This is a genomic window from Taibaiella chishuiensis (assembly GCF_003014535.1).
Classification (GTDB): Bacteria; Bacteroidota; Bacteroidia; order Chitinophagales; family Chitinophagaceae; genus Taibaiella; species Taibaiella chishuiensis.
In genome coordinates this window covers 278005-299259 of sequence record NZ_PYGD01000007.1, presented here as the reverse complement: position 1 = coordinate 299259, position 21255 = coordinate 278005, and the positions used below count along the sequence as shown (strand labels likewise).

General features: G+C 37.9%; 20 protein-coding genes. 1 reads left to right on the top strand and 19 read right to left on the bottom strand.

What is annotated here, in order from left to right; genetic code table 11:
- Positions 1-596: 596 nt before the first annotated feature.
- The 18 genes from B0I18_RS18055 to B0I18_RS17975 all read right to left on the bottom strand — a co-directional run bounded on the left by B0I18_RS18055 (position 597) and on the right by B0I18_RS17975 (position 19778).
- Positions 597-1214, bottom strand: coding sequence for a DUF4304 domain-containing protein (locus B0I18_RS18055; RefSeq protein ID WP_106524138.1), 618 nt, complete (start codon positions 1212-1214; stop codon positions 597-599).
- 14 nt (positions 1215-1228) lie between these two features.
- On the bottom strand, positions 1229-2281 hold the full coding sequence (locus tag B0I18_RS18050; RefSeq protein ID WP_106524137.1) for a hypothetical protein: 1053 nt from the start codon (positions 2279-2281) through the stop codon (positions 1229-1231).
- Complete coding sequence (locus B0I18_RS18045; protein WP_106524136.1) at positions 2281-2919, bottom strand: GldM family protein; 639 nt, start codon at positions 2917-2919, stop codon at positions 2281-2283. Before B0I18_RS18045 ends, B0I18_RS18050 begins: the two co-directional genes overlap by 1 nt.
- Before the next feature lie 13 nt (positions 2920-2932).
- The gene (locus tag B0I18_RS18040; protein WP_106524135.1) at positions 2933-3583 is read right to left on the bottom strand and encodes a GldM family protein; all 651 of its coding nucleotides are present in this window, start codon (positions 3581-3583) and stop codon (positions 2933-2935) included.
- 2 nt (positions 3584-3585) lie between these two features.
- The gene (locus B0I18_RS18035) at positions 3586-4578 is read right to left on the bottom strand and encodes a hypothetical protein (RefSeq protein ID WP_181358512.1); all 993 of its coding nucleotides are present in this window, start codon (positions 4576-4578) and stop codon (positions 3586-3588) included.
- Positions 4579-4580: 2 nt separating this feature from the next.
- Positions 4581-6008 (bottom strand): hypothetical protein, encoded by a 1428-nt coding sequence (locus B0I18_RS18030; RefSeq protein ID WP_106524133.1) that lies wholly within the window; start codon positions 6006-6008, stop codon positions 4581-4583.
- A 187-nt stretch (positions 6009-6195) separates the two neighbouring features.
- A complete protein-coding gene (locus B0I18_RS18025) occupies positions 6196-6741 on the bottom strand; it encodes a hypothetical protein (protein WP_106524132.1) in 546 nt (181 codons plus the stop codon).
- A gap of 20 nt (positions 6742-6761) precedes the next feature.
- Complete coding sequence (gene gwsS / locus B0I18_RS18020) at positions 6762-7826, bottom strand: grasp-with-spasm system SPASM domain peptide maturase (RefSeq protein WP_106524131.1); 1065 nt, start codon at positions 7824-7826, stop codon at positions 6762-6764.
- Positions 7827-8015: 189 nt separating this feature from the next.
- Positions 8016-8990, bottom strand: coding sequence for a grasp-with-spasm system ATP-grasp peptide maturase (gwsG, locus tag B0I18_RS18015; protein ID WP_181358511.1), 975 nt, complete (start codon positions 8988-8990; stop codon positions 8016-8018).
- Entirely contained in the window at positions 8938-10041 is a 1104-nt protein-coding gene (locus B0I18_RS24985) for a hypothetical protein (protein WP_146146797.1), read from the bottom strand. The genes gwsG and B0I18_RS24985 overlap by 53 nt, the downstream gene beginning before the upstream one ends.
- Before the next feature lie 87 nt (positions 10042-10128).
- Entirely contained in the window at positions 10129-10332 is a 204-nt protein-coding gene (locus B0I18_RS18010) for a hypothetical protein (protein ID WP_106524129.1), read from the bottom strand.
- Positions 10333-10813: 481 nt separating this feature from the next.
- The gene (locus tag B0I18_RS18005; protein WP_106524128.1) at positions 10814-12844 is read right to left on the bottom strand and encodes a response regulator; all 2031 of its coding nucleotides are present in this window, start codon (positions 12842-12844) and stop codon (positions 10814-10816) included.
- Positions 12834-14243 (bottom strand): S41 family peptidase, encoded by a 1410-nt coding sequence (locus B0I18_RS18000; RefSeq protein ID WP_181358510.1) that lies wholly within the window; start codon positions 14241-14243, stop codon positions 12834-12836. The genes B0I18_RS18005 and B0I18_RS18000 overlap by 11 nt, the downstream gene beginning before the upstream one ends.
- A 138-nt stretch (positions 14244-14381) precedes the next feature.
- Positions 14382-14726, bottom strand: a complete 345-nt coding sequence (locus tag B0I18_RS17995) for a hypothetical protein (protein WP_146146796.1) — start codon at positions 14724-14726, stop codon at positions 14382-14384.
- A gap of 282 nt (positions 14727-15008) precedes the next feature.
- Complete coding sequence (gene mobC / locus B0I18_RS17990; protein WP_106524125.1) at positions 15009-17003, bottom strand: conjugal transfer protein MobC; 1995 nt, start codon at positions 17001-17003, stop codon at positions 15009-15011.
- Between the two features lie 12 nt (positions 17004-17015).
- Positions 17016-18305, bottom strand: coding sequence for a relaxase/mobilization nuclease domain-containing protein (locus B0I18_RS17985; RefSeq protein ID WP_106524124.1), 1290 nt, complete (start codon positions 18303-18305; stop codon positions 17016-17018).
- Positions 18290-18679 carry a plasmid mobilization protein gene (locus B0I18_RS17980; protein ID WP_106524123.1) on the bottom strand — a complete coding sequence of 130 codons (390 nt, stop codon included), beginning with the start codon at positions 18677-18679 and terminating at the stop codon, positions 18290-18292. The genes B0I18_RS17985 and B0I18_RS17980 overlap by 16 nt, the downstream gene beginning before the upstream one ends.
- A 190-nt stretch (positions 18680-18869) precedes the next feature.
- Positions 18870-19778 (bottom strand): toprim domain-containing protein, encoded by a 909-nt coding sequence (locus B0I18_RS17975; protein WP_106524122.1) that lies wholly within the window; start codon positions 19776-19778, stop codon positions 18870-18872.
- A 152-nt stretch (positions 19779-19930) separates the two neighbouring features.
- Here B0I18_RS17975 and B0I18_RS17970 point away from each other — a divergent pair, with 152 nt between their 5' ends.
- The gene (locus B0I18_RS17970; RefSeq protein WP_106524121.1) at positions 19931-20212 is read left to right on the top strand and encodes a hypothetical protein; all 282 of its coding nucleotides are present in this window, start codon (positions 19931-19933) and stop codon (positions 20210-20212) included.
- 38 nt (positions 20213-20250) lie between these two features.
- Here B0I18_RS17970 and B0I18_RS17965 read toward each other — a convergent pair whose 3' ends face one another.
- Entirely contained in the window at positions 20251-21024 is a 774-nt protein-coding gene (locus tag B0I18_RS17965) for a hypothetical protein (protein ID WP_106524120.1), read from the bottom strand.
- Between the last annotated feature and the right edge of the window lie 231 nt (positions 21025-21255).

Below are 21255 nucleotides of genomic sequence, written 5' to 3'. Positions count from 1 at the left end.
TAGCTGCCAGGCCATGTAAATTCGTAGTGAGACACTAAGAATAGCTAAGCAAATAAATAGGGGTCTGGCAAAATGATGATTCGTTTTAAGAACAAGGCTTTTTATTAATCCCCAGAAATTCTGCTTGATCCAGATTTTCCCAAAACCAACTGCAGAGCTTTTTAGAAAATCAATTACCCAATTTAAGTGAAGGAATGGGTAACTGAAATGGTAACCACAATGGTTGTTTTTTTTGAATTATATTAAATTCAATATTTTTCAAAACGCTGATTGCCGCCTGATATAAACGAAAAAAGCCACTCCGAAGAGTGGCTTTGTGATTCCGCTGGCATCACCAATATCGTACTAAAATCGGCTATAGGAGCCGTATTGAGGAGATTATCAAACACAAGGGCACCTTTTTGGGCACCCATTTATTAATGCTTGTTGTAATCGTTTTAAAGAACATCTTTGTATATAGTAAAGGTAAGAAAAGGTTGATAAAACAACAAAATAAGTTTAGCTTAAGTGGTTTTGTATTATTTTGATCCCCTTTAATACATCCAAGGAATTTCGATATCTATTTTCAAATTTCTATAATTGGGAAATTGAATTGTCTATTTTAAATCCAAGGAGAATCTGGCTCCATACTTCAATACCGTTTCTCTGAAATGAGGATTCGAGGCCTCGTTGAGTAGATCTTGATATTCTTGTTTAGCTTTTCCCGTGTATTTTAATTCTGCAAGCAGAATTAAGCGATCAAGGTCCGGTCTCGGACGGTTTGTCTCCAGTTGTAACAAAACATCGTCATAGTTTTCAATCTCGTTGAAAAATGGAATGATGTGATTGTTCAAATTATCTTGCATTTCTTTAATCAAAAATTCAATTTCAATGTCCTCATGCACATCGGACCATGAGTCATTCTCTTTTTTAAGTTTGCCAATTCTCTTATTTAGGATACATTCGTAATGTGGAGGGAAAGTGGGCAATTCCTTACCGTCATTATAATATGATCCGTACCAATGCTTCGGAGCAAATATGCCAACGTTAATTGTAAAACGAATCATTTCCCTTGAATAGAGAGCACTCTTCTGAATATTTACAACATTTCCAAGTTCTCCCTTAACCCTGTAGAAATTGTTGCTCCTTTTTTTGAAACCTAATGGCTTAAGGGTGTCCTGAAAAGCTAATTTTATAATTGAATCAAATTTTATTTCTGCTTCTGTTTTCATCATTTATAACGGAAAGGTTATTTTTTTATATTTCTATTGCTGTACATGGATTTTTGAGTCTGTAGAGACCGGAGCCAGTCCTTGTACATTTTCTCCGGCATTTCCCGGTAACCTAAATCATAGAGACTTACATAAAGCTTCTCCATGTCATTATAAGTACTCTTAGCCTCCCTGTCACCTTCTTTATCTTGAAGTTGATATATTCGCTTTAATGTTTCAGCCTTTAATAATAAGGCTTGGGGATTCACAGAATGATACTTTAACACAAGATCACAGCACTGTAGAATAAATCCATCATAATAATTCTTAGTTTCTTTTTCGTATGCCTTCGCCAGATCGATTGCACAAAGGGCAATTGATTGCTGGTTGCTCAATGTATCACAGTATAAACCATTCTGAATCGCGGTGAGAGAAATGTAGCCCGTTGTAGTTAGCCAGGCGTCAATAGGAAAGTCGCCGCTGGTAAGTTCTGTATTGTACCAACCGTCCCTTTTGCTATAATTCTTAATGTACATGTGATTTGGGGCTAAGGCCAGCCAGCATTTGGCACCTAACTCGTCGGCTAATATTTTGTAGAGATAAGGTAAAGAGTGGCAATTGCCTTTACCTGTTTTGAGCAAGGTGTAAACAAAAGTATTCGACCAATCTTTTTTACCATCATAATCATCGAAATTATACTGGTATGGAAGAGATGCTATAAGATCTTTCTCCATTTGTATTTTGACCGTATCTTTAATGAGTTGGAAGATGCTTCGGTTCTTGATTATTTCTACACTATCTGCCTGGGTGTAGTTCTGCAACCGATTTGCATTTCCCCACGCGGATGCCATTGCTGCCAGCTGAATGTATTTTTTATTCAATACCTCGTAATCGAGCTTATCATTAAGATAGGTACTTTCAACCATAAAGATAGCTTTCTTAAATGCCCCTCTGTAGTTCTCTTTGGTTAGAAAGACTATACTGTCTAGTGCGGATTGATATTTGCTAAACCTTGTGCGATCTTCCGAGCGGGAATCAAAACAAGAAAGCAAAAGAATAATTAGCCAAATGCCCTTTATTAAATATTTCATTATTCTATGATGGTAAATTCTGCGGGTTTTAAATTTCCGGAATGTCCGCTAGGGCCATTATAGTTGGCGTCAACAAAAATTAGCTTGTCTCCTGGTTGAATATCCTTCAATCCATTTTTAACCTCCGGTGAAAACATAGCACCAATATTTTTTCTGCTAAATACAACTTCTCCGTTTCTGATAATTATTATCAGAAACTTGGCAACTTCAAACCTAACACTGATATCGAAACCATCTAATGATGCAATTAGGCCAATTTGGGCTTTAGCGTGCGCTTTATGCAACTCGCCATTCGTCTGGCTTGCGAACCTAATTTCAGGTGGTGGGAGCTTGAGTACATTAAATTTGGTCTCGTATACAGTTTTGTTTGTTTTTTTATCTTTTAGCCAAACTATAAATTTGCCCGGTCGATCAGGTGTAATGGTAAAAATACAGGAGCTTTCTGTCGGCTTAAATTCCAGATCTTTCGATACTAGCTGGTACTTACTACATGATGAATTGTCCACACCAAATTCTACAGTATTCTCTAGTCCAACATATGCTACTTGCCGTTTCGAGCAACAACTAATAAAAGTATGCTTCGCTTTTGCATTTGTCGCATAAAAAACAATAATCAAAAGAGAAAGAATAAGTCTCATCGTTTGTCCATAATTAGTCTGTGATTATATATTCCGCCGGACTTAATGTTCCAAGTTCTCCATCAAGATCGCGATATTTAATAGAGCAGAATATAATCTGATCTTTTTCTTCAATTGCCGAAATGGCCTGCATCGTTTCACCGCTAAACCTTGAACCAACGTTAGCATGATTGAAGACAACATTTCTGCCTCGAATAATAATTATACAGAATGATAGGATTTCATAATTTACGTCTATGTCAAATCCATCTAACTTTGCCTGTAATGCACGCTGAGCATGCATAAATCCTTTGGCAATCGTTCCACCGCTTGACATCCCCGCTACTTGAATTTCTGGTTTTGGTAGCTTCATTGACTGAAACTCTATACTTCCCACCAGCTTATGATTTGCTGCCTTGAAAACCTCTATTTTACATGGACCTGGCTTATTAGGATTGACTGTGAAGCTACACGATTCCTTGAACTGCCTTACTTTTCCATTATCGACTTTTATTTTTATGGCATTACATGAATACTGTTTAGTAAGGATCTGTAAAGGATTTTCTATTCCGATATATAAAGTTTTTTGTCTTGGATTTGAGACTAAGAAATTGTCTTGCTCTTTTTGGGCAAAAGAATAACTAAAAAAAATAATAGAGATTAAGATAAGGATCGTTGCTTTCATATTTACTTTTTAGGAGGATTAGGAAGGGTCGGAACTAAATCCGTACGACCATCATTCTTTTGAATTTGTAATAATTCTTTTGAATCTCCATGAATACCTAAGCCTATTGGAATTCTATTTCCATCAACGTTTTGAGACTCAAAAACATCAGATGTATAGGCGTTACCCGGTTCTTTTCCCCATCCCGACTTATCAGTAGCTTCTTGTCGTTTCCCATCTAAATAGTCACCCCGATGAACCTCTTCATGTGTAACAGTTCCTAAAAACTCAAACAACGCTGCGGTTTTTTCATCGGTGGTGCCTTTTCCAGCTAATATCCCCTCCACTTTTGAGGCAAAAGCAGCGCTTATGTTAATAGTGTTATTTTGCTCGGTGTACTCTCCAAATACGCCCGACCTACCATCTTCCGAAACTTTATATCCATCCGAAAAAACAATCGTCGGACTCGTTTTTTCGCCCCATTGCATGTCCTTTTTGACTTGCGAAGTCGTTAAATTTCCTTCACTGTACTTTGACATCGCTTTTAGCATGTTTGGACTTGTCATTACATCATTTTGAATATTGTTGACAAGATAGGATGTGAGATTGGGGTATTTATCTGTGAATTTTTTTGCATCGCTGGCAGGATATTGGAGTGCACCAGCTATATCAACGTAATAGACAGGATTATTACCCGCAAAACTATAAGGCGATTGAGAGTAAAATTTTTCAGCCATTGGATCTATACTGTACCATCTGGATGCTGTGCTGTTATCAGCTGATTCATTATTGACTTTATCTGCATCTAGCATTTCTACAATCTTTTTTGTACGTCTGTTGATAACAACAGTACCCACTCGCTGAAGTAATTCATCATCGAATGATTCCACATACTTACCGTTGGATAACGTTTGTACTTTGGCTGTTTTGCCGATGGACTTAAAGGGGTTGGACTTTTGTGCCACTGATATACAGGGCAACAGTAATAAAACGAGAATAGGAATGCAACATTTCATCATTAATCTTTTTTGTCGGGTGATAGAAGCTTTACTTTGCTATTTTTTATAATGTATTGCATTTGTTTTTGCAGCTCCCGCAGGTCCTGCTTTTCTTTCTCATTGTTAACAGAATTCAGCCATTTGGCATATGCTTCTTTTGGCATCTTCTGGTAGCCTAATCCATCTATTATATTGTAGCTATTGAACATTCGCTTTTGAAGTGCAGTTGCGATAGTATTTTTGTCAAAATCATTCTTGGTTTTAATATTGTAATACCTAACGGCTTTGCCAGTTTTTGCAGCCCAGATATTACCTAGGATAATTTGCCCTTGTATACCTTTGGGATCAATCGGTAATGCCTGCTTCAATGCAATTTCAGCGAAACAATCATATCCGTAGTCATAAATATAACCCATCGCCAAATCATACATACACATAGCCAATAGCTGGCTTTGGGATAAGGTATCAAGATATATCTTATTCTTTATAGCAGCCGTAGTAATGTATCCTGTTTGTAATAACCATTGATCCGAGACAACATAACCATTTGTGGTCTCAAAATTAAAAAAGCTCCCATCACCATCAGAAAAGCGAATAAACGAATGTTCTGGAGCAAGGGATAGATAAGCAGAGGCTTTTAATTGTTCAGCAATAGCAAGATACAACAGAGGCATCGAATGGCATTGTCCCTTTCCTGTCTGTATTAATTTACTGACGAACATCTGTGCATGGCTGCTATCCCCCATGTAGTCCTTAAAATCGTATTCTAGCTTTGATATCTTTATTGTTTTACCGGTCTTGGTGTCGTTATAAATATTGTCCTGTTGAAATAGCTTTTGAATAGCATAGTTCTTAGTAACATTATCGTCCCGATTAAGACCTTCTCGCTTAATGATCTGTTCACATAGCTTTGCCCTGGATTCAATAGCATGGGCAAATTTGTCCTTAGAAAGCTTATTGTTGTAATATGCATTCTCAACTGTATAGACTGCCTCAGTAATAGAAAAGGGACGTTTGCCGTCTTTCATATCAGACAAGATCACTAATGCATCCCAGAATTGTTTTGTTGCCTCATACTGAGGCTTACCAATTACAGGGGCATTACCGAGAATCGTATCAAGATTGCTTTCCATTACTGTTCGCTGCACTGGCGTCCGGTCAATCTTTTCCAACGCCTGATATAGTGCCTCACGGTGATCTTGTTCTGCTTTAAGCTTGTCTGCATTAGGAGAGTTGAAAGGTAAAATTTGTTGCCGGGGACGAACTGATTGAGACCAATGAGTCTCGGCGGCCATATTATCCTGCGGTTGGAATGAATTATTATACCTGGGCATTGAGGCCGTAGTTGGGGGCTGCGGTAGCTGAGGTATCAATATGCCCGAAGTGTTCTGTCCATGTAGACAGAACGGCGCGATATGGCAAAATAACAATATTGTTATTTTTTGCATAGAATCGGGTTTTTGGCGAAGATATAGAAATATATCATCATAAAACTTGGGAAAATTGTTCTGTTAAATGTTAGGAGTGATTAATCCCGGAATATCCTCAGACGTACGGGGACACAAAAAGAGACAGTTTTAATCAAATTAGAATTATCAAACAAATAAATATCTATATATTTCTATGCAAGGCTGGCTACCAAAATTTCCACCAGGATTTCTCTTTTTTCAAGGTCACAGCCTGTTGAGGGATGGTACCTTTTGCCCGTAATAAATTGAATTTAAGGCTACCTAATGTTTCATAGGAATAGACTATTTCAGCTTCAGCATCAAATGCAAAATATCCGGTTTCTTTTAGAATCAGTTTTAAATACTGTTTGACCTTAATTAATATATCATCATGGTTTTGACCAAATGATTTGAATGGGATGTCAACTGTAATTATCGTATCAAATAATATCATTGAAATACCGGGTATTGTTTCCTGTGAGTGAATTTGTATGAAGTCGAATCGCGCCCTTGCTTCTTCCGTCGAAATGCCCTGGTAAGAAGCAATTTCGTCATAGTCATGACGCAAGATATAGAGCCCGGAATTGAGCTCCAGTATTTTATTGGCAAGTTCCTTTTTTGTTGTTTGAATTCCTCCCGTGCGAAAGTGTTCCTCAGAGTCTAGAACTTCTAATGCTTCGATCAGGTCCGGAATGCCCTTTAGGCTATGAAAGCAGAGTATTTGGTAATTCATACGATTGATTTGTATAACAATTACAATTCATTCAAGCCATAGTAAATGATAGGCTGTTGTTTTAACGGATTAATGCTCCAGTCAGTCCATGTGTTGTTATAAGGGTTGTAGCCACATTTTAGTGGTTTGCTATGAGGATTTTCCGGGGTTTCTAAATATGCCCTGCAATCAGTGCAAATGTGTCGGAATTCGCAATCCTTGCATACCATAATCTCATCCTTTGAGATGTTCCACATATTTTTAAAACCTGGTTTTTCTATTGCCTGAAGAATTGTTGTATCCCAGATTTTTCCATAGCTTTCGACCATCGACGGACAATTTTTTATGTTACCCTCTGAGTCGATGCTGATTTTTCGATTTAAACAGGTATTGTGTTGTATGGACTCGGTAAAGTGCCTGAGACCGGTATTAAAATACTCTTGCTGAATGGAGCCACACGCTGCTTTGCTAAAATCTTTCTGTTTGGTGAAGACAAGCGAGCATCCGAACATTTTTGCCGAAGTTTCTATTTGCGAATTAAAGGCAATTATCAGTTCGATCTTGGGATGATGATAACAGAAATCTGTCAGGTGTTCAACAGTTATTTGATCTTTGTTTTCAAATGATATTTGAATTGATTTATTGGACAATCCATTGAAAGGCTTAATAAGGTTCCATAAATGGTCAATATTAACAACCGGACAAAGAAATATGACATGGAGAGTTGGAATAAAGAAGGTGCCGATGCAATGGGTTATTGCCGGTATGAAAACCAGATTGTCCACTTCTATTACCGCGTTTGTCACTTCCGAAGGATACTGCCAGGCCATCGATATAGGGAGAAAAGCCGCCGCTTCCTCTGCTGAATCGCAAAAGAAAGCCAAATCATTCTTGATCAGAAATTCGACATACTGCAATGCAATCTCATAATCACCCTGGTCATACTCAGACAACGTATGATCGAGGTCCAAATTAGATACGGAAGAAATAAAGTCCGGCATAGAATTGGGTACTAAATAATAGCTGTCTCGTTGTGTGTCCAATAAAAGGCTTCTGTTTGCTCCTTTGATAAAATGGCAGCAGCTGAACATCGTAAGTATTTTCATTGTGGACTATCTAAAGGAAAATGGTATCTACGGATAATCGCTTTATAAAAATTTCCACCTCTTTTTAAGTACTCATTTTGGTGATACGGAGAGTCTATGAGCTTCGGCGGTGGAGATTGAAAAGTGGTCGAATCTTCATGGATTGTAAATAGTGAACAGTTCAATGGTAATTGTTCTAATTCGATATGACTAAATAATTTCTTTTTCATGGGTAAAATAATGAGCGATCTTTTCATGTAAATTATAATTGCAATGCTTACTAAGCATTCCATATTGACCGACTGGATTAATTTCTAAAAAATAATGCTTACCTGATTTATCTATGATCATATCAATACTGCCACAGTTAATTTCACATCGCTTCGCTAACCCGGCCAGTTGGGTTTTAAGTTTGTCGCTGATCTGGTACGGAATTATCCTGGGTAATTTTTCCTTGAAGCTATCATGCCTGCCATCAGTTGATTCGGAGAATATAGCTGCACAATAGAAATCATTATTTATAAAAAATATCCTCAGTTCATACTTCTTGTCGATACATTCCTGAAATAGTGAGTAATAAAAATTTTCCGGTCTATCCTCATAGTCACTTAGGCGGGCCGTATATTGCGCTTCGGTTCTTCCGTTGTAGTTCAGCCAAAAGATATCCTGAATTGGCTTGGTTATGATCTGTTCTCCAGGTCGTTTAAGCGCTGCATCGACCGCTTTCCTATTAGTTTCAATAGCTGTAACCGGAATATTTATGCCCAGTTCCTGAGCGAATGCTAAAGTTTGAAGCTTATTGATATTATAGGAATTCTGATTATTCAGGACCTGTTTTTGGGCCAGTTTTGCGATGACGAAATCGGTCAGTGTTTTGTTTTCAAGATTAATTAACTCAACCACCTGATCAGTTAATTCTTGAGAGTGCGCAGACATGTTCTTAAAATTAGATTGGAAACCTAGAATTCCTCTTCTGAACCATACGGCGGTTATTTCATCAAGTGAAACAATCTGTTCCTTTAGATTGAAGATGATATTTTGTTTTCCCTCTTTGAATTCTACCGAAACCACGGTATTTATTAGATCAATATCATTGAGGCGAATGAATGGAAGGCGGCAATACCTGAACCATTCAATGGCGTAATCCGTACTTACATCTGTGCAGTCTGATAGAATTAAAATCATCTGTTTCTGCTTTTGTAAAAGAATTAGTTTTGATTTTTTCTTTTGCCTCTTCCGGAAAATCATCTACAATAAACATGTATTTAAAGTCCAGAAAGTGATATTCCTGATTTTTATATTGGTAAGCACCCTTCGCATACATCTCTTTCAGTGGTTCCAGGTAAATATCTGCACGTGCCTTGTCAATTTTCTGAATATCAAATTTCACCAGCTTTCCAGCGAAGAATTCCTTATCAAGTACATAAATTCCAAATGAGCCATAAACGGAGTACGGGTTGTCTTGATAGTAAGAAACCGTATCCTTAAAACGGCTTATATTTTGGTCTTTTAATAGCGCGTAATTTTGCGGATGAAATTCACCTGTCTTTATTTTATTGTAAAGTAGCGTGTCCAGGGTATGGCGATTTGTCCAGGAGCGATCATGTAGCAGGATAATATCAAAGAAGGGGGAGTTTGCAGGGAAATCCGATTCAAAGCCAACTTTGGATTCTGTTGGAAATCCCTTCTCCAGTATTAATTGTTTTAACCTCAGGACGTTAAGTGAATCAAAAATATTCAGAGAATCTCTGCCGCAAATATTGTATTGCCCTTTACATTTTTCAATAAAAAATTTTCTCGGAGGCTGATCTGCATCTCTTATAGCTTGTAAATCTGCCCTTACTAAACTATCAATGCTTTTGGGAATTTTTAATTTTAATGCGCGCCAAATGTTTGAAAACCTGTCAACCTTTGGGCCTCCTGGTACTTGATTTAGTAAGTTTTCATGCGTAAAGTCGTGTAAAAATGCTCCGCGTTTTATTATGATCTTGCTGTATGCTGTAAAGCGGACGGTGTCATTTTGTTTATATGCACATATCCACGCATTGTAAACATCCTTTCCAAACGGCTCCATATTTAGTTGGAATGCTTTGTCGTAGTGTTTCAGTGCAAGCTCTGGCTGTTCCTTGCAAATCAACAACTCAGCTTCATTTGTTAAACTGAAATAATCAGAGACCTGATTAGCGTATAAAAAATTGCTAAAGGCAATTGTGAGCACTAGGAGTAACAGCTTCATTTAAGAAAATTATTTATGAACAATTGAACACATTTTGAATGGTTAGGGACACGCATGCGTCCCTAACCAGGAATTCAAATCTAAAAACTAGAGCATTACCGCACGAAATCCAACCCGAACACCATTCCCATCACGCAGGATAGTATCAGATGACCAGTTTGCCTGTCCATCTTCCCTTCCACCGGCGCCGGTAGTTTCCTCACACCAATCCCCACCACCAAGTACTTTATTCATGGTAGTCTTTGGTAATGCTTCAAAAAGCGGCTTTTTCATTCCTTCTAACTTTTTCATAAATGTATAATTTTTTAATTTCCTATCTTGACGCCGTGGAAATAATTAGTTCAGCGCACACCAGCTTTATCCAGGTTTAGGTGCTTCATCCTGTAATTGTATTCGGGCCGGAATACAAAATCTTTAAATTTTGTTTTATTGTCAGATGAATAATTTTCTCTTCTCTCCAGAACAAATTGATGTATAATTTCAGATCCTTGTTTTTTTCCGATTGATGATTCAAAAGTAGGGGCAGAGCAGCGCTGAAACAATACCTGAATCCCCAGACTTAGGTACCTAAAACCGGGTATTTTCGTTGAAAATGAATGACTTATTTTTTTCTTTCGCTTTTATTCGCGTTTTTCTGATCAATTTTAGAATTTTCAGTGAGGCGTGTCTTCCGGTGTCAGGATAAGAATTAAACAGGTAAATAGATGGCAAAAAAATAATCCAATCTCTATAGATTGGATTATTGAAATATTTATGATACGAAATCGTAAAGCTATCCTGCTGATAAGGTTGAAGTAGTAAGTTTTTTGTGCAACTCCATTTTGCTGCTGACTTGAACCTTAGCATATATGTTTTTCCGATGGGTGTCTGCAGTCCCTTCGGAAATAAATCGAATTTCTGCAATCTCCTTAATGGACTTGCCATCAATTATCATTCGGGCAATTTCTTGTTGCGTTTTTGTCAGTTCAAAATTTCTGCAATTTGCTTCAAAATGATCGACAGGTAGCTCATTATTCACGAATTCAGGTGTTTTTATGAGCGATTTCATAGATCGGTAAGCCGCATTAAATAACTTTTGATCTCGAATTTCACGATTGGAAAGTATCGAATTGACTTTCTGAAGCAAAATTTCCAGAGAAAAAGGCTTCTCTAAATAGTCTACCGCGCCTAATGCGAATCCATTCAATTTATCTTTTTCACTATTTCTTGCGGTTAGAAAGATAATTGGAATATGGTTATAGCTCGGGTTTTCTGAAATGATTTTAGCCATTTCAAAACCGTCCATTATATCCATCATTATGTCTGATATGATTAAATCAGGGATGCCATTTTTAAGGCTTTGAAGCGCATCTTGTCCATTCAGGGCAAATTTAACATTAAATTCTTGTCCCAGTTTTGACAGGATGTAACTACCAAGCTCCTTGTTGTCTTCAACTATTAGCAAGTCAGGAAACTGATCTCCAATAAAGGTGTTGGAAATCTCAATTGGTTCATCCATAATAATCCCGTCCTCCGGCACCTTAAATTCTGGCACCTGACCGTAACTGATTGCGCGCTTAAGAGTGATCTGAACAATTACCCCCCTTTCGTTATCTGGTTTTTTGTTTATTATCAAAATTTCACCATGCAGATCCTCAATAATTGATTTTACCAGCGGCAAACCTATGCCGAGACCTTGAGTATTACTTTTGTTTTTGTTTAACTGCAGATGTGGGACAAATATTTTGTCCAAATCTTCATCCTCAATTCCTATTCCCTGGTCTTCAATTTTGAAAAATAGATTATTGGAATCTGAAGAAAGTTCCACTTTAATAAATGTATTTTCATTTGAATATCGTATCGCATTTTCAAGCAAATTATTAGCAATTCTGTTAATCGCTGATGGATCTGCAAACGAGTAAAGGTTTTCGGATATTGAGTTGGTAATCTCAATATTCTTCCTTTTTGCATAGAAAGCGTACAAAGCGATATTGTCCGTCAAAATTTCGGATACATTACAAATCTGGTCATTTTGATAGATTTGTTTTCCCCTTTTGAATCGCTCAATGTCGAACAGGTTGGAAATATCTTTGCCTAACTTATTCAAACTTTTTATCCCAAGTTCAAGCTCCGGTGAACTGCCGTATTTAGTTATATGTTCTGAAATGCAATTATTGGCTATAGTCAATGGTGTTTTGGTCTCATGAACAAGGTTTACAAAAGTCGTCTCTAATCTGGAATACTCTGCTTTTACCTGCTCTGCCTTTTCTGCCTTTACCTTATTTGCATCTAAAGCTATCTTCTGTTCATAAGATTCTACTAGGAGCTTCCTGAGTTGTACCTGTTTCGCCTCAAATTTAAAAAAGTAGAAGAAAGCGAATGATTTAATAAAAAATTCTGTTACCCAGAAAATGGTTTTGATGGCTAGTTCCCTGGCAGATAGGCCATAGAACTCGACGCCTTCTGCTTCACTTAGCATAGGGAAAATGCGGAAATTAACCAATATCCGTACGCAGTGAAACACCCCAATTACCATAGCGAATCGTACAATGCTAATCACAAATTTTTGTGTCGGCTTGATTTGGAATTTTTTCAGGCAATACAGCAGCGTGTAGAATAAATAAATGTGATGGGTTGAAATGAGTATCGCTTCTTTCGAAAAAGACATATACTTACCCATATTCAATTTATCGGTTCCAAAGCTGTACAGAAAGTAAACTATCCAGAAGATAAAATGCCAACGGTATCGAAAAATCCATGGGCGTTGTTTTTCTTTAAGAACTGATCCTCCATTGACAAGACTTTCTGTTGCGTTAATTTCCATTCTTATAATAGTTCTTTACAAATTCAACCCAATCAGGAACGCTGTCCTGCAATGGCACATCAGGTTGAATACCAGTTTTATCAAGATGAGATTGCCCAGACGGGATTTCTCGTTTTGTAGTTGCCAAAATTAAAGTGTACTTACCCGACGGAAGCATTGTATTATAGGTATTCAAATAATCGACAGCACCCATTGTAGGCTCACCAAAAGTTTTGACTTTCTTACTTTGTTTAAAGTCCAAAACCATCATTTCTCCTGCACTTTCAACTGCGTAATTCATAATTATCGCAATATTTTTAGGATAAGCCATGACACTGTCCATGACCAAAGTGTCCCCCGGTTCATGAACAAACTTTCCGATGTTGCCTTTTGATTTCCTGAGCTGATCCTCACGATATTTTAAGATGGTTGAATCAATTTTTGGAGAGTTTCTCAGCCTTTCCAAAGACTCTTTCATTTGCTCGGAATAATCTTTACTATACTTAGTATAGGCTCCAATTGCCACGATTGGATTTGTGTATACGAATTGATAAAGGGGGCGGTATGTTCTAACTGTTCCACCAGAATTATCCCTGATATCAAGAATTAAATTTTTGGTTGACTTTATGATTTCGAAGTCTTTTTTAATGATGCTATCCACCAATTCAATACTTGGTTTTTGAAAATCTGACATTGTTAGAAGGTAATTATCCTTATCTAGCAGTTTTCCAAATGTATAGTATCCCATTGGGGAAAGAGAAGAAATGATCGGTTTACTATAATCCTCGTTAAGCTTATGCCATTTAGCAAGGTCACTTGTGGTGAAAGTTGAATCATTTCTGAAAATCACTGGAATGAATACCCTCATCGCGCCCCTGGGGGTCACAAAATCAGCAAGAAATTTCCCATTTGGTTGCTGTTCAATTTTGGCAAATAGATAACCGTAAGGAATTGAGGGAGGGTTTCTAGTTTCCATTATATACGCACTGTAAGAAATCGGTGTGCCTTTTTCTTTAATTAAAGCTAATACAGAACTGTTTTTGTCATTGATATAAAAACCTTCCCTGCCTTCCTTCTTGCTCTTATTGTCGCTAAAATAGTGTCGTACTTTTTCAAGATTTTGTTTACATGAAGTACTGTCTATTTTGATATCCTGAAGTGAATTGGCATGAAATATTTGCAGGTGAGGGTTCTCAAAATAGATGACAATTTTTGACAGGATTTTGAAGGTGTCCTTTTTTTCTTCCCTCAGAACGGCTTTCACATAGTTATCGAATTCATTTCCTTTTACTTTGTCCTCGTAGCCAGCATAATTATCTTTGATTCTGTTTATTAAAAATGTCACATCATCAACCTGACTGTAGGAATTACCTGTAAATAGGATAAAGATGAACGTAAGAGTGGCGCTTAGGTATTTCATTGCAGGCATATTTGTTTTGGGTGCATTTTTGGGCTGTATAAAGCATATAAGCAAGTACAATCTATCCATAATCTCTGCTATAGAAATCATGAATTGATTGTACATGCTGGAAAAATAAATCTGGTTTGATAGTCTGGACTAACCGACTCCAACTGAAGATCCCTGTGTATTGGTATTGGTTCTCAATCCCGAACAATCTGCCGCATCCAGGGATGTATTTTGTGTGCAATTTGTATGGTTCTGGCTATTTTGAGATGTGGCTCCAGTCAAAATTCTCATAGATTGTTCACCTGTCAAAACAACAATATTTTGTTTGATGAATTCAAGCCTTTTAATTGAACTGATTCTTTTTTTCATAAAAAATTGAATGATAAATCCTCCTTTCTTTTTCGCCACGGAGGGTTTTTCAGCGAACACTAGTTTATTCAGGGCAAGTGCTTCTCCTGTTTGTATCCGGCCCGAAAACAACAGAAAAGAAGGCATTAACCTGGTCAATTAAAAGATAACACAGAATCAGATTCTATATTATGTTTTATAGGACAAATTAAACGGAAAAATTTAATACAAACCTACAGACAAAAACCTTAGACCAAAATCAGCCAACAAATATCAATTCAATAATTTGCGTCTATTTATCCCCTATAACTGATCCATATTGATTTAGAGGGATGCAGAAGACTGCTTGGGAATTTTAAATAGAAACAATTTTTTGCATTTGTTTAACATTGCTATTAGAAGGGGTAAGTCTTTCCAAAAGTAATATGGCTACTTGTTCTTGTTTATAACTAGGTGCTGTAGCGCCGGGTCATTATTCATACGTTCAATTTCGGAGCTTACCAAATCCTGAACATCTTCACGTATCTGAATATAGTTTCTTTGAACCATAGCATTGTCTACTTTTCTAATTATAGGGATCGGTTTATAGGCTTTCTCTTCCTTGTTGATCGAATCAAAATCATTAACGATCTCGCAATGAAAAGCTTTCAATTCCATTCTTTGCTGAGGGATATCGGAAACCATTCCAACGAATTCACCACTGGAAAGGGCGGAAATTTTTGATGCTGGCACAGCATAATCAAGCTGCTTGCTTTTACTGATACTAGTGTCGCCGCTATTGATGGAAAGACTTGTACGGTTCTGATTGATCTTTCCGATCCGCTCACTCAATTGCTTGGCACTATCTCCTGACACCTGTCCTGAAATAATATTACCAACCATATTGATAATTACATCAGCACTTTCTTTACCGTACTCTTTACGTACCTGGGCAACTTCCTGCAAGCCTATATAGGTACAAATTAAATTTTGCCTGCCAGTAGAAACCACTGTATTTAAGTCTACTGTTAACGTTGGCCACTCATCAAATACCAACGCACATTTTACCTTATTTTTCTGGTTGATAATCTTCAGAATCCTATTAGCATATAGAGAAAGCACTGCTCCATAGGTCATTATTTTCTGAGGATTGTTTCCCATGCAAAGCACTACAGGGTGCTCAGGATTGTTTATATCCAAGGAAAAATCATTCCCTGAAAGGACATAATACAATTGTGGCGAGGTCAGTCTTGCTAGTGCTATTTTAGCAGACGCAATCTGGCCCTCAAGCTGCTCCATTACATCGTTGAGATAGGCCGATAAAAACGGACCGATCAATACACTAATTTCTGATTCGAGGCTTAAAATGGAGAAGAGCTGATCGAACTCAACCTGGATTAATTCCAGTACGTGCGGCAATGTACAATACATGCCATCCTGGTACTTTCGGAGGTACCATATGACTGCAGTGACAAAATTTATTCCACTCTCCACGAAAAAATCGCCTTGTTTTTTTTGCCATTCTTTATTTAAACCGAGAAGGATTGTCCTGGCTGATTCAGATGCATCGGTAATATCCGTCATGCCCAGAGGATCAAATACATTTCCTCTGTGTGTGCGCGAAAGGTCATCGAAGTTTATAAAGTAGCAGTCTGATTTAGCTTTGTATCGATGTTTGTTTTTAAGCCAATGGTTATAAGCGATGACCGATAGGTCCGGGAACTTGAAATCATATATCAGGGCACTGAAAGGCTCTGGTTTTCCGAGACTTTGGGTAATTACATGGCGCAAAAAGAACGCCGTTTTTCCGCTGCCAGCAGAACCCTGGACAATTACGCCACGTTGTGGTGATATGCAATTCAAGTATCCGCTATGGACTTTTCCCTTATACCGGAAGCGTGTGGGAAGGTTTACGGAGAATTCATTTTCAATCAGGCGGGTTTCCTGAGGAAAGGTTTCGTTCTCTGAATTAAAGGGATCATCAGCAAGGTTATCCTTAATAATTCTGGTAAAAAGTGTACCACCGGAAAGAATAAGAAGGAACCCCAAACCAGTAACACCAATGTAGAAAATTGCCTTTAACACAATACTGATTTGTAAAAGGAGGGAAGCATAACTTATAAAATATAGCAACAACCCGGTAAATAGGTAACGTAATGCAATTTTATAGCTTAACTTTTCCTTCTTCTTACCCTTTGCACCCAGGAGTGAGATGAATAAAAATGCCAGTGCTATCAGCTTTGAGTTATGAAAGTTGTTGAACAATCCGGTATTGCGAATGTTACCCAACAAACGATCTGTAAGAGGTATGGTTAGCTGCCACAACTCGAATGCAGCATATAAATAGTAGTAACAATGAATGAAGAGTATTATAATACTCATTAACCTGGTCATATCCAGAATCTTCCTCATCGCCTGTTCGTTTTCACCTGTCTGTAACGCCATTTTTTCTTATTTTTAAGTGTTCATTTTCCGTTTCTTTCTTTTCTTCTTTCTGCCTTTTAACTCGTAGGGAAGCCCGTCGGCGCCCATTTCGACCTGCCACAATTCCTCAAGCAGATCCTTTTCGGAAGGAACTGGGTCATGTCGATTTTTATGAAAAGGAGGGGCATACAGATGGGCATTTCCGGCGTAGCCTGGCTGCTGCTTATTTGAATTCTCCATGGAGATCTGCGTTGTTAAAGCAGAAAAATTTGTTTGGTTGCAGCGTTCAAGAATTGCCTTTGCACTATAATCCGGTCCCAAGGGCCTGCCATTAAACACACATTTATTTTTGTGGTCAACATAGGTGATACCGTAAATAATACCATCTGAATTTTCGCGTAACACAACATCGATCCCGACTTTTTTCAATTCACCAACGAACTGATTTAGAGAAATTCCATCAGTTTTTTGAAATACAGAATTAATAGCATTTCTGACTTTCGACTTTTGTTTGTCCTTCGCCAATTCGTTAGCTGGGAACCTGGATTCGAGGTCTTTCAATGTAGGTTTGTTGTAAAACAGACTGGCTTTAATAGGCACACCAATAGGCATTCCCTCAGCATTTAGGATATGATAGACCAGTCCATGTTTTTTGTAAGTCCTTGAATTTTCAGAGCCACGGTCTGCCTTGACATTATACAGTCCTAGAACGGCATTAAATTCAGCTAGAGAGCCAAATTTGTACGTTTTCAAAACTGAGTTGAGAACATTTGCTATGGCTTTCCTGGATTCTGATTTGCCATATTGTGCCCGGCTGGAGAATGCTGATTTCAATTCATAATCAACGGATTTCTGATCTTCAGCTTTGGTTAATCCATAGGCTATTTCAATTTCCTTACGGGCAGGTTCCGACCTTAACGCTCCAATGAGATTCAGGTTTATAGCCTTGCTATTTGCCTGAATATTCGTTGTTACGATGTGTACGTGCGGGTGGCCGGCATCGAAGTGTTGGTATACCAAATATGGCTGGTTACCGAAGCCTATTTTATCCATATAGGAGGCTGCGATTTCGCTTAGTTTCGCCTCTGAAAACACTTCGTTAGGATCAAAATTCAGGCTGATATGCAGACTGTTTACCTGTGTCCTGGTATTCAACGCCGCTAACTTGGTTAACATACCAAGCCTCATGTTTTGCGTCAGATCCTGGCTATCTCTTGGATAGTTTTGGGCCTGAATTAATTTGGCAACACCTTCACCAACCTTATTCTCATTATAATAAAAGCTCCTGCTAATGGACTCACCCTGCCCTACGATTGCAACCATTTGTCAGCAGTTTTATTGATATAAACCCGCATATCCTCCATGCTTTTTTGTAAGGATTTCTTATCAATCTCGAACAACAACAGCCAGGCTTTTATCTCCTGATGCCGGTCCAAAGTGTGCAGTTTATGTACCACCTGATTCAGGTTATTGGCAATGCCATTAAAGTCCTTTCGCATTTCGAAAAGCTCAGCCATGATGTCCTTCAGGGATTGATTGACAACACCCGCATACACCGGTTTTTTCAGAATTATATTACGGACGTAATTGCTGAATTGTCTTTCGGTAGTAGATTTGAATTGTTTTTGAATGAGCAGATGTTCTGCTTCGGTAAGGCGCACATGCACCCATTTTGTTCGATTATTCTTTTCTTTCATCACATTATCATTTGCACAGGTAATAATCTTTTGCAGGCACTCATTGTCCTGCCCACGACTCCGGAGTAAGGGCAGCAAGAAGCAGTTGTGAAACAACTGTACATCTTGCCGTATTCAGGGAGACCAGGAATGCCCCCTTAGCTTAATTTTATTATAGTTTGCTTTCTTGTTTAGTATCTCAGCCAAAGTTTTAGGGAGGCTTAAATGGAAGAACAAGATCATGGCTGTAGATTTTCTTACCAGCGCAGAGATAGTCATTGAGGTCTTTATAGCTTAGGTATAACGCAGATCGGTCTACATACCTATCACTTAGCGAAATCGCATAGCGACTGCATTTTTGACCAGAGGCATCATTATCGAAGAAAAGTTCTATGGCTGAGTAGGTTTCCAGCGTAACTCTTGCACGCTCAAAAAAGGAGAGGCTATTCAGAATTAAAAAGTCGGAATCTAGTGTTGGGAATAATACCAAGAAAGACATAAAATCAAAGAAGCCCTCAAAAGCCCGAATTTTCCGGTTTCCGTAATTCAGGTATGTGAAGTCTTTAGGAGTTGAACTTCCCTTATAATATTTGCTTCTTAGTTCGTAGCCTCCTGACTGATTAGCAAATCCCAGAGCGAAATATGCTTTGCCTGAGATTTCAAAGTTTACCTCCTGACAATACTTTGTCGCCAATTCAGTAGGAATGCGGCGGCTGAGCAAAAAAGAAATCAGTGCGGGATGATATAGAGGTTTCTTCGCCGAAATAGCTACACTTTCAAACGTTGTATTCTTGAACAATAGGCGTTCTGGAGATTCTGAATATTTTGTCTGGTTAGTTTCGCCGAACCTTTGCAGAAATTCTTTAACCGTACACTGAAAATATGTTATGCCAAAATCTACAAGATTACCACCTTGCCCCAAACCGAAATCGAACCATCGGTTCATTCTTTGGTTAACCTTAAATGAGGCAGTTCTTTCCATTCTTAATGGAGATAGATACCAATGATCACATCCTTTTTGCCTGACAGCCCGAATACCCAAACTTTGGAGATATTCCACGATATCATAAGCCTTGACCTGCTCACAAGAAGGCCAGTGCTCTTTATTGTTCTTCTTCATCACAATTCCCTTTCTACGTTTTCAATAAAGTGAAACAAAATTATGATCAGGGTCATTTAAATCATCATGACGTTCAAATTCTGAACGTCAGCAAATCCTTCGCAGGCGCTACTTTTGTAGAGATAATTATTGCAGGATTAAACAATTAAATTATGATGACGAAGAAAGAAATGGAGGTGGTTTATGACACACTTTTGTGTATCCCAGGAATGAATGATCAGGTTAAGGTAGATTTAAAGCTGAGCAGAAAAAATGTCTTATTGCTCAGCCAGGCTGTTGAGAGAGGACTGGGATTGGAAGAAAAGGAGGGCACGAAGTATCTCGACCTGGCATCTCAGGAAGCCATTGGAGAGTTGCAGGTCTTGTCAGCTTTGTGTTTAGAAAAAGCGGGTATCACAGAACTAAATGACAAATTGAAATCTTTACCGGGGTAAAAAAGAGCGAGCCTGTATTGCTGCAGGCTCGTTCTTTTTTACTTAGCTTTTTTTCCTTCTATTCTGGTGAAGGTAATCTCTTTAATAAGGGATACAGGAATAATCCTTACCTGCCTGCTGGAGTCGTTAAATAAAAAGATATTTTTTGTTGTGGTACCAATCCAGAATACATGTCTGTCCTTTTCAACCATAGGTATTTCTCCGTTTTGCAGTGACAGTTTAAAAGTCAGACGATCTTCTTCTACACGATTCCCATCCGCTTTTGCGAGCAGCAACATCATCATACCAAGTAAGATGGGAAACAGATAAAGTGACCGGAGATCAACGTAGAAAATAAGCAAGGTTATGAGCATTGTTGGAACCGCCGCAATACATCCCATAAACCAGGGAAAGCCGCTTAGGGCTGTGAAGGAGAAGAAAGATATCAGACCCCCTAAAATGGTTGACAAGGGAATCACCAGGTTTTTTTTAAGATGCTCTTTAATTTTTGAGTTAATGAACAAGATTGCTACAGGAACAGTTATAATGGCCATGCCCAAAATAACCAGGATAAAATACAATAACACTCCCTTTTCATACAGGACGTTAAAGGAATCCTCTAACGTGTAGTAACTGAAATATGTAACCTGAAATTTTTCGTAGTAAAATTGTAAATACAGGAAACCTGACAGTATTAAAAACAGCGTAGAAACAGCAAAGAATGCAGTAATGTCGATATTGCCAGATATTTTTCTTCGCTCTCTTTCCTGCCAGTCGTTATATTTAAGAATTGCTTTCGAGATAAAATTCCGGCGTGGTCTTGGTCTTGTCATTTGATTGAGCGTAATAGTTCATAATATAATATCCAATTATATGATTTTATTGTGTACAACGGAAATCTTTTTTCTGTTTAAAGGTTTTATAGTTTCATTCTAATTAACGTAATGATTTTGATATTTAAATCAAAAATGAAAAAAACAAGAATTTTAGACCAGGGCACTATAAAATATTTAATGCAATCTACCAGCTACTTGTTAATTATGGGAGTGCAGTGGCCTGAAAAG

Bases quoted from the DNA above. Each gene is read 5' to 3' on its own strand.
- B0I18_RS18055 (WP_106524138.1), bottom strand. From the start codon at position 1,214: ATGATGAAAACAGAAGCAGAAATAAAATTTGATTCAATTATAAAATTA.
- B0I18_RS18050 (WP_106524137.1), bottom strand. From the start codon at position 2,281: ATGAAATATTTAATAAAGGGCATTTGGCTAATTATTCTTTTGCTTTCT.
- B0I18_RS18045 (WP_106524136.1), bottom strand. From the start codon at position 2,919: ATGAGACTTATTCTTTCTCTTTTGATTATTGTTTTTTATGCGACAAAT.
- B0I18_RS18040 (WP_106524135.1), bottom strand. From the start codon at position 3,583: ATGAAAGCAACGATCCTTATCTTAATCTCTATTATTTTTTTTAGTTAT.
- B0I18_RS18035 (WP_181358512.1), bottom strand. From the start codon at position 4,578: ATGAAATGTTGCATTCCTATTCTCGTTTTATTACTGTTGCCCTGTATA.
- B0I18_RS18030 (WP_106524133.1), bottom strand. From the start codon at position 6,008: ATGCAAAAAATAACAATATTGTTATTTTGCCATATCGCGCCGTTCTGT.
- B0I18_RS18025 (WP_106524132.1), bottom strand. From the start codon at position 6,741: ATGAATTACCAAATACTCTGCTTTCATAGCCTAAAGGGCATTCCGGAC.
- gwsS (WP_106524131.1), bottom strand. From the start codon at position 7,826: ATGAAAATACTTACGATGTTCAGCTGCTGCCATTTTATCAAAGGAGCA.
- gwsG (WP_181358511.1), bottom strand. From the start codon at position 8,990: ATGATTTTAATTCTATCAGACTGCACAGATGTAAGTACGGATTACGCC.
- B0I18_RS24985 (WP_146146797.1), bottom strand. From the start codon at position 10,041: ATGAAGCTGTTACTCCTAGTGCTCACAATTGCCTTTAGCAATTTTTTA.
- B0I18_RS18010 (WP_106524129.1), bottom strand. From the start codon at position 10,332: ATGAAAAAGTTAGAAGGAATGAAAAAGCCGCTTTTTGAAGCATTACCA.
- B0I18_RS18005 (WP_106524128.1), bottom strand. From the start codon at position 12,844: ATGGAAATTAACGCAACAGAAAGTCTTGTCAATGGAGGATCAGTTCTT.
- B0I18_RS18000 (WP_181358510.1), bottom strand. From the start codon at position 14,243: ATGAAATACCTAAGCGCCACTCTTACGTTCATCTTTATCCTATTTACA.
- B0I18_RS17995 (WP_146146796.1), bottom strand. From the start codon at position 14,726: ATGCCTTCTTTTCTGTTGTTTTCGGGCCGGATACAAACAGGAGAAGCA.
- mobC (WP_106524125.1), bottom strand. From the start codon at position 17,003: ATGGCGTTACAGACAGGTGAAAACGAACAGGCGATGAGGAAGATTCTG.
- B0I18_RS17985 (WP_106524124.1), bottom strand. From the start codon at position 18,305: ATGGTTGCAATCGTAGGGCAGGGTGAGTCCATTAGCAGGAGCTTTTAT.
- B0I18_RS17980 (WP_106524123.1), bottom strand. From the start codon at position 18,679: ATGAAAGAAAAGAATAATCGAACAAAATGGGTGCATGTGCGCCTTACC.
- B0I18_RS17975 (WP_106524122.1), bottom strand. From the start codon at position 19,778: ATGAAGAAGAACAATAAAGAGCACTGGCCTTCTTGTGAGCAGGTCAAG.
- B0I18_RS17970 (WP_106524121.1), top strand. From the start codon at position 19,931: ATGATGACGAAGAAAGAAATGGAGGTGGTTTATGACACACTTTTGTGT.
- B0I18_RS17965 (WP_106524120.1), bottom strand. From the start codon at position 21,024: ATGACAAGACCAAGACCACGCCGGAATTTTATCTCGAAAGCAATTCTT.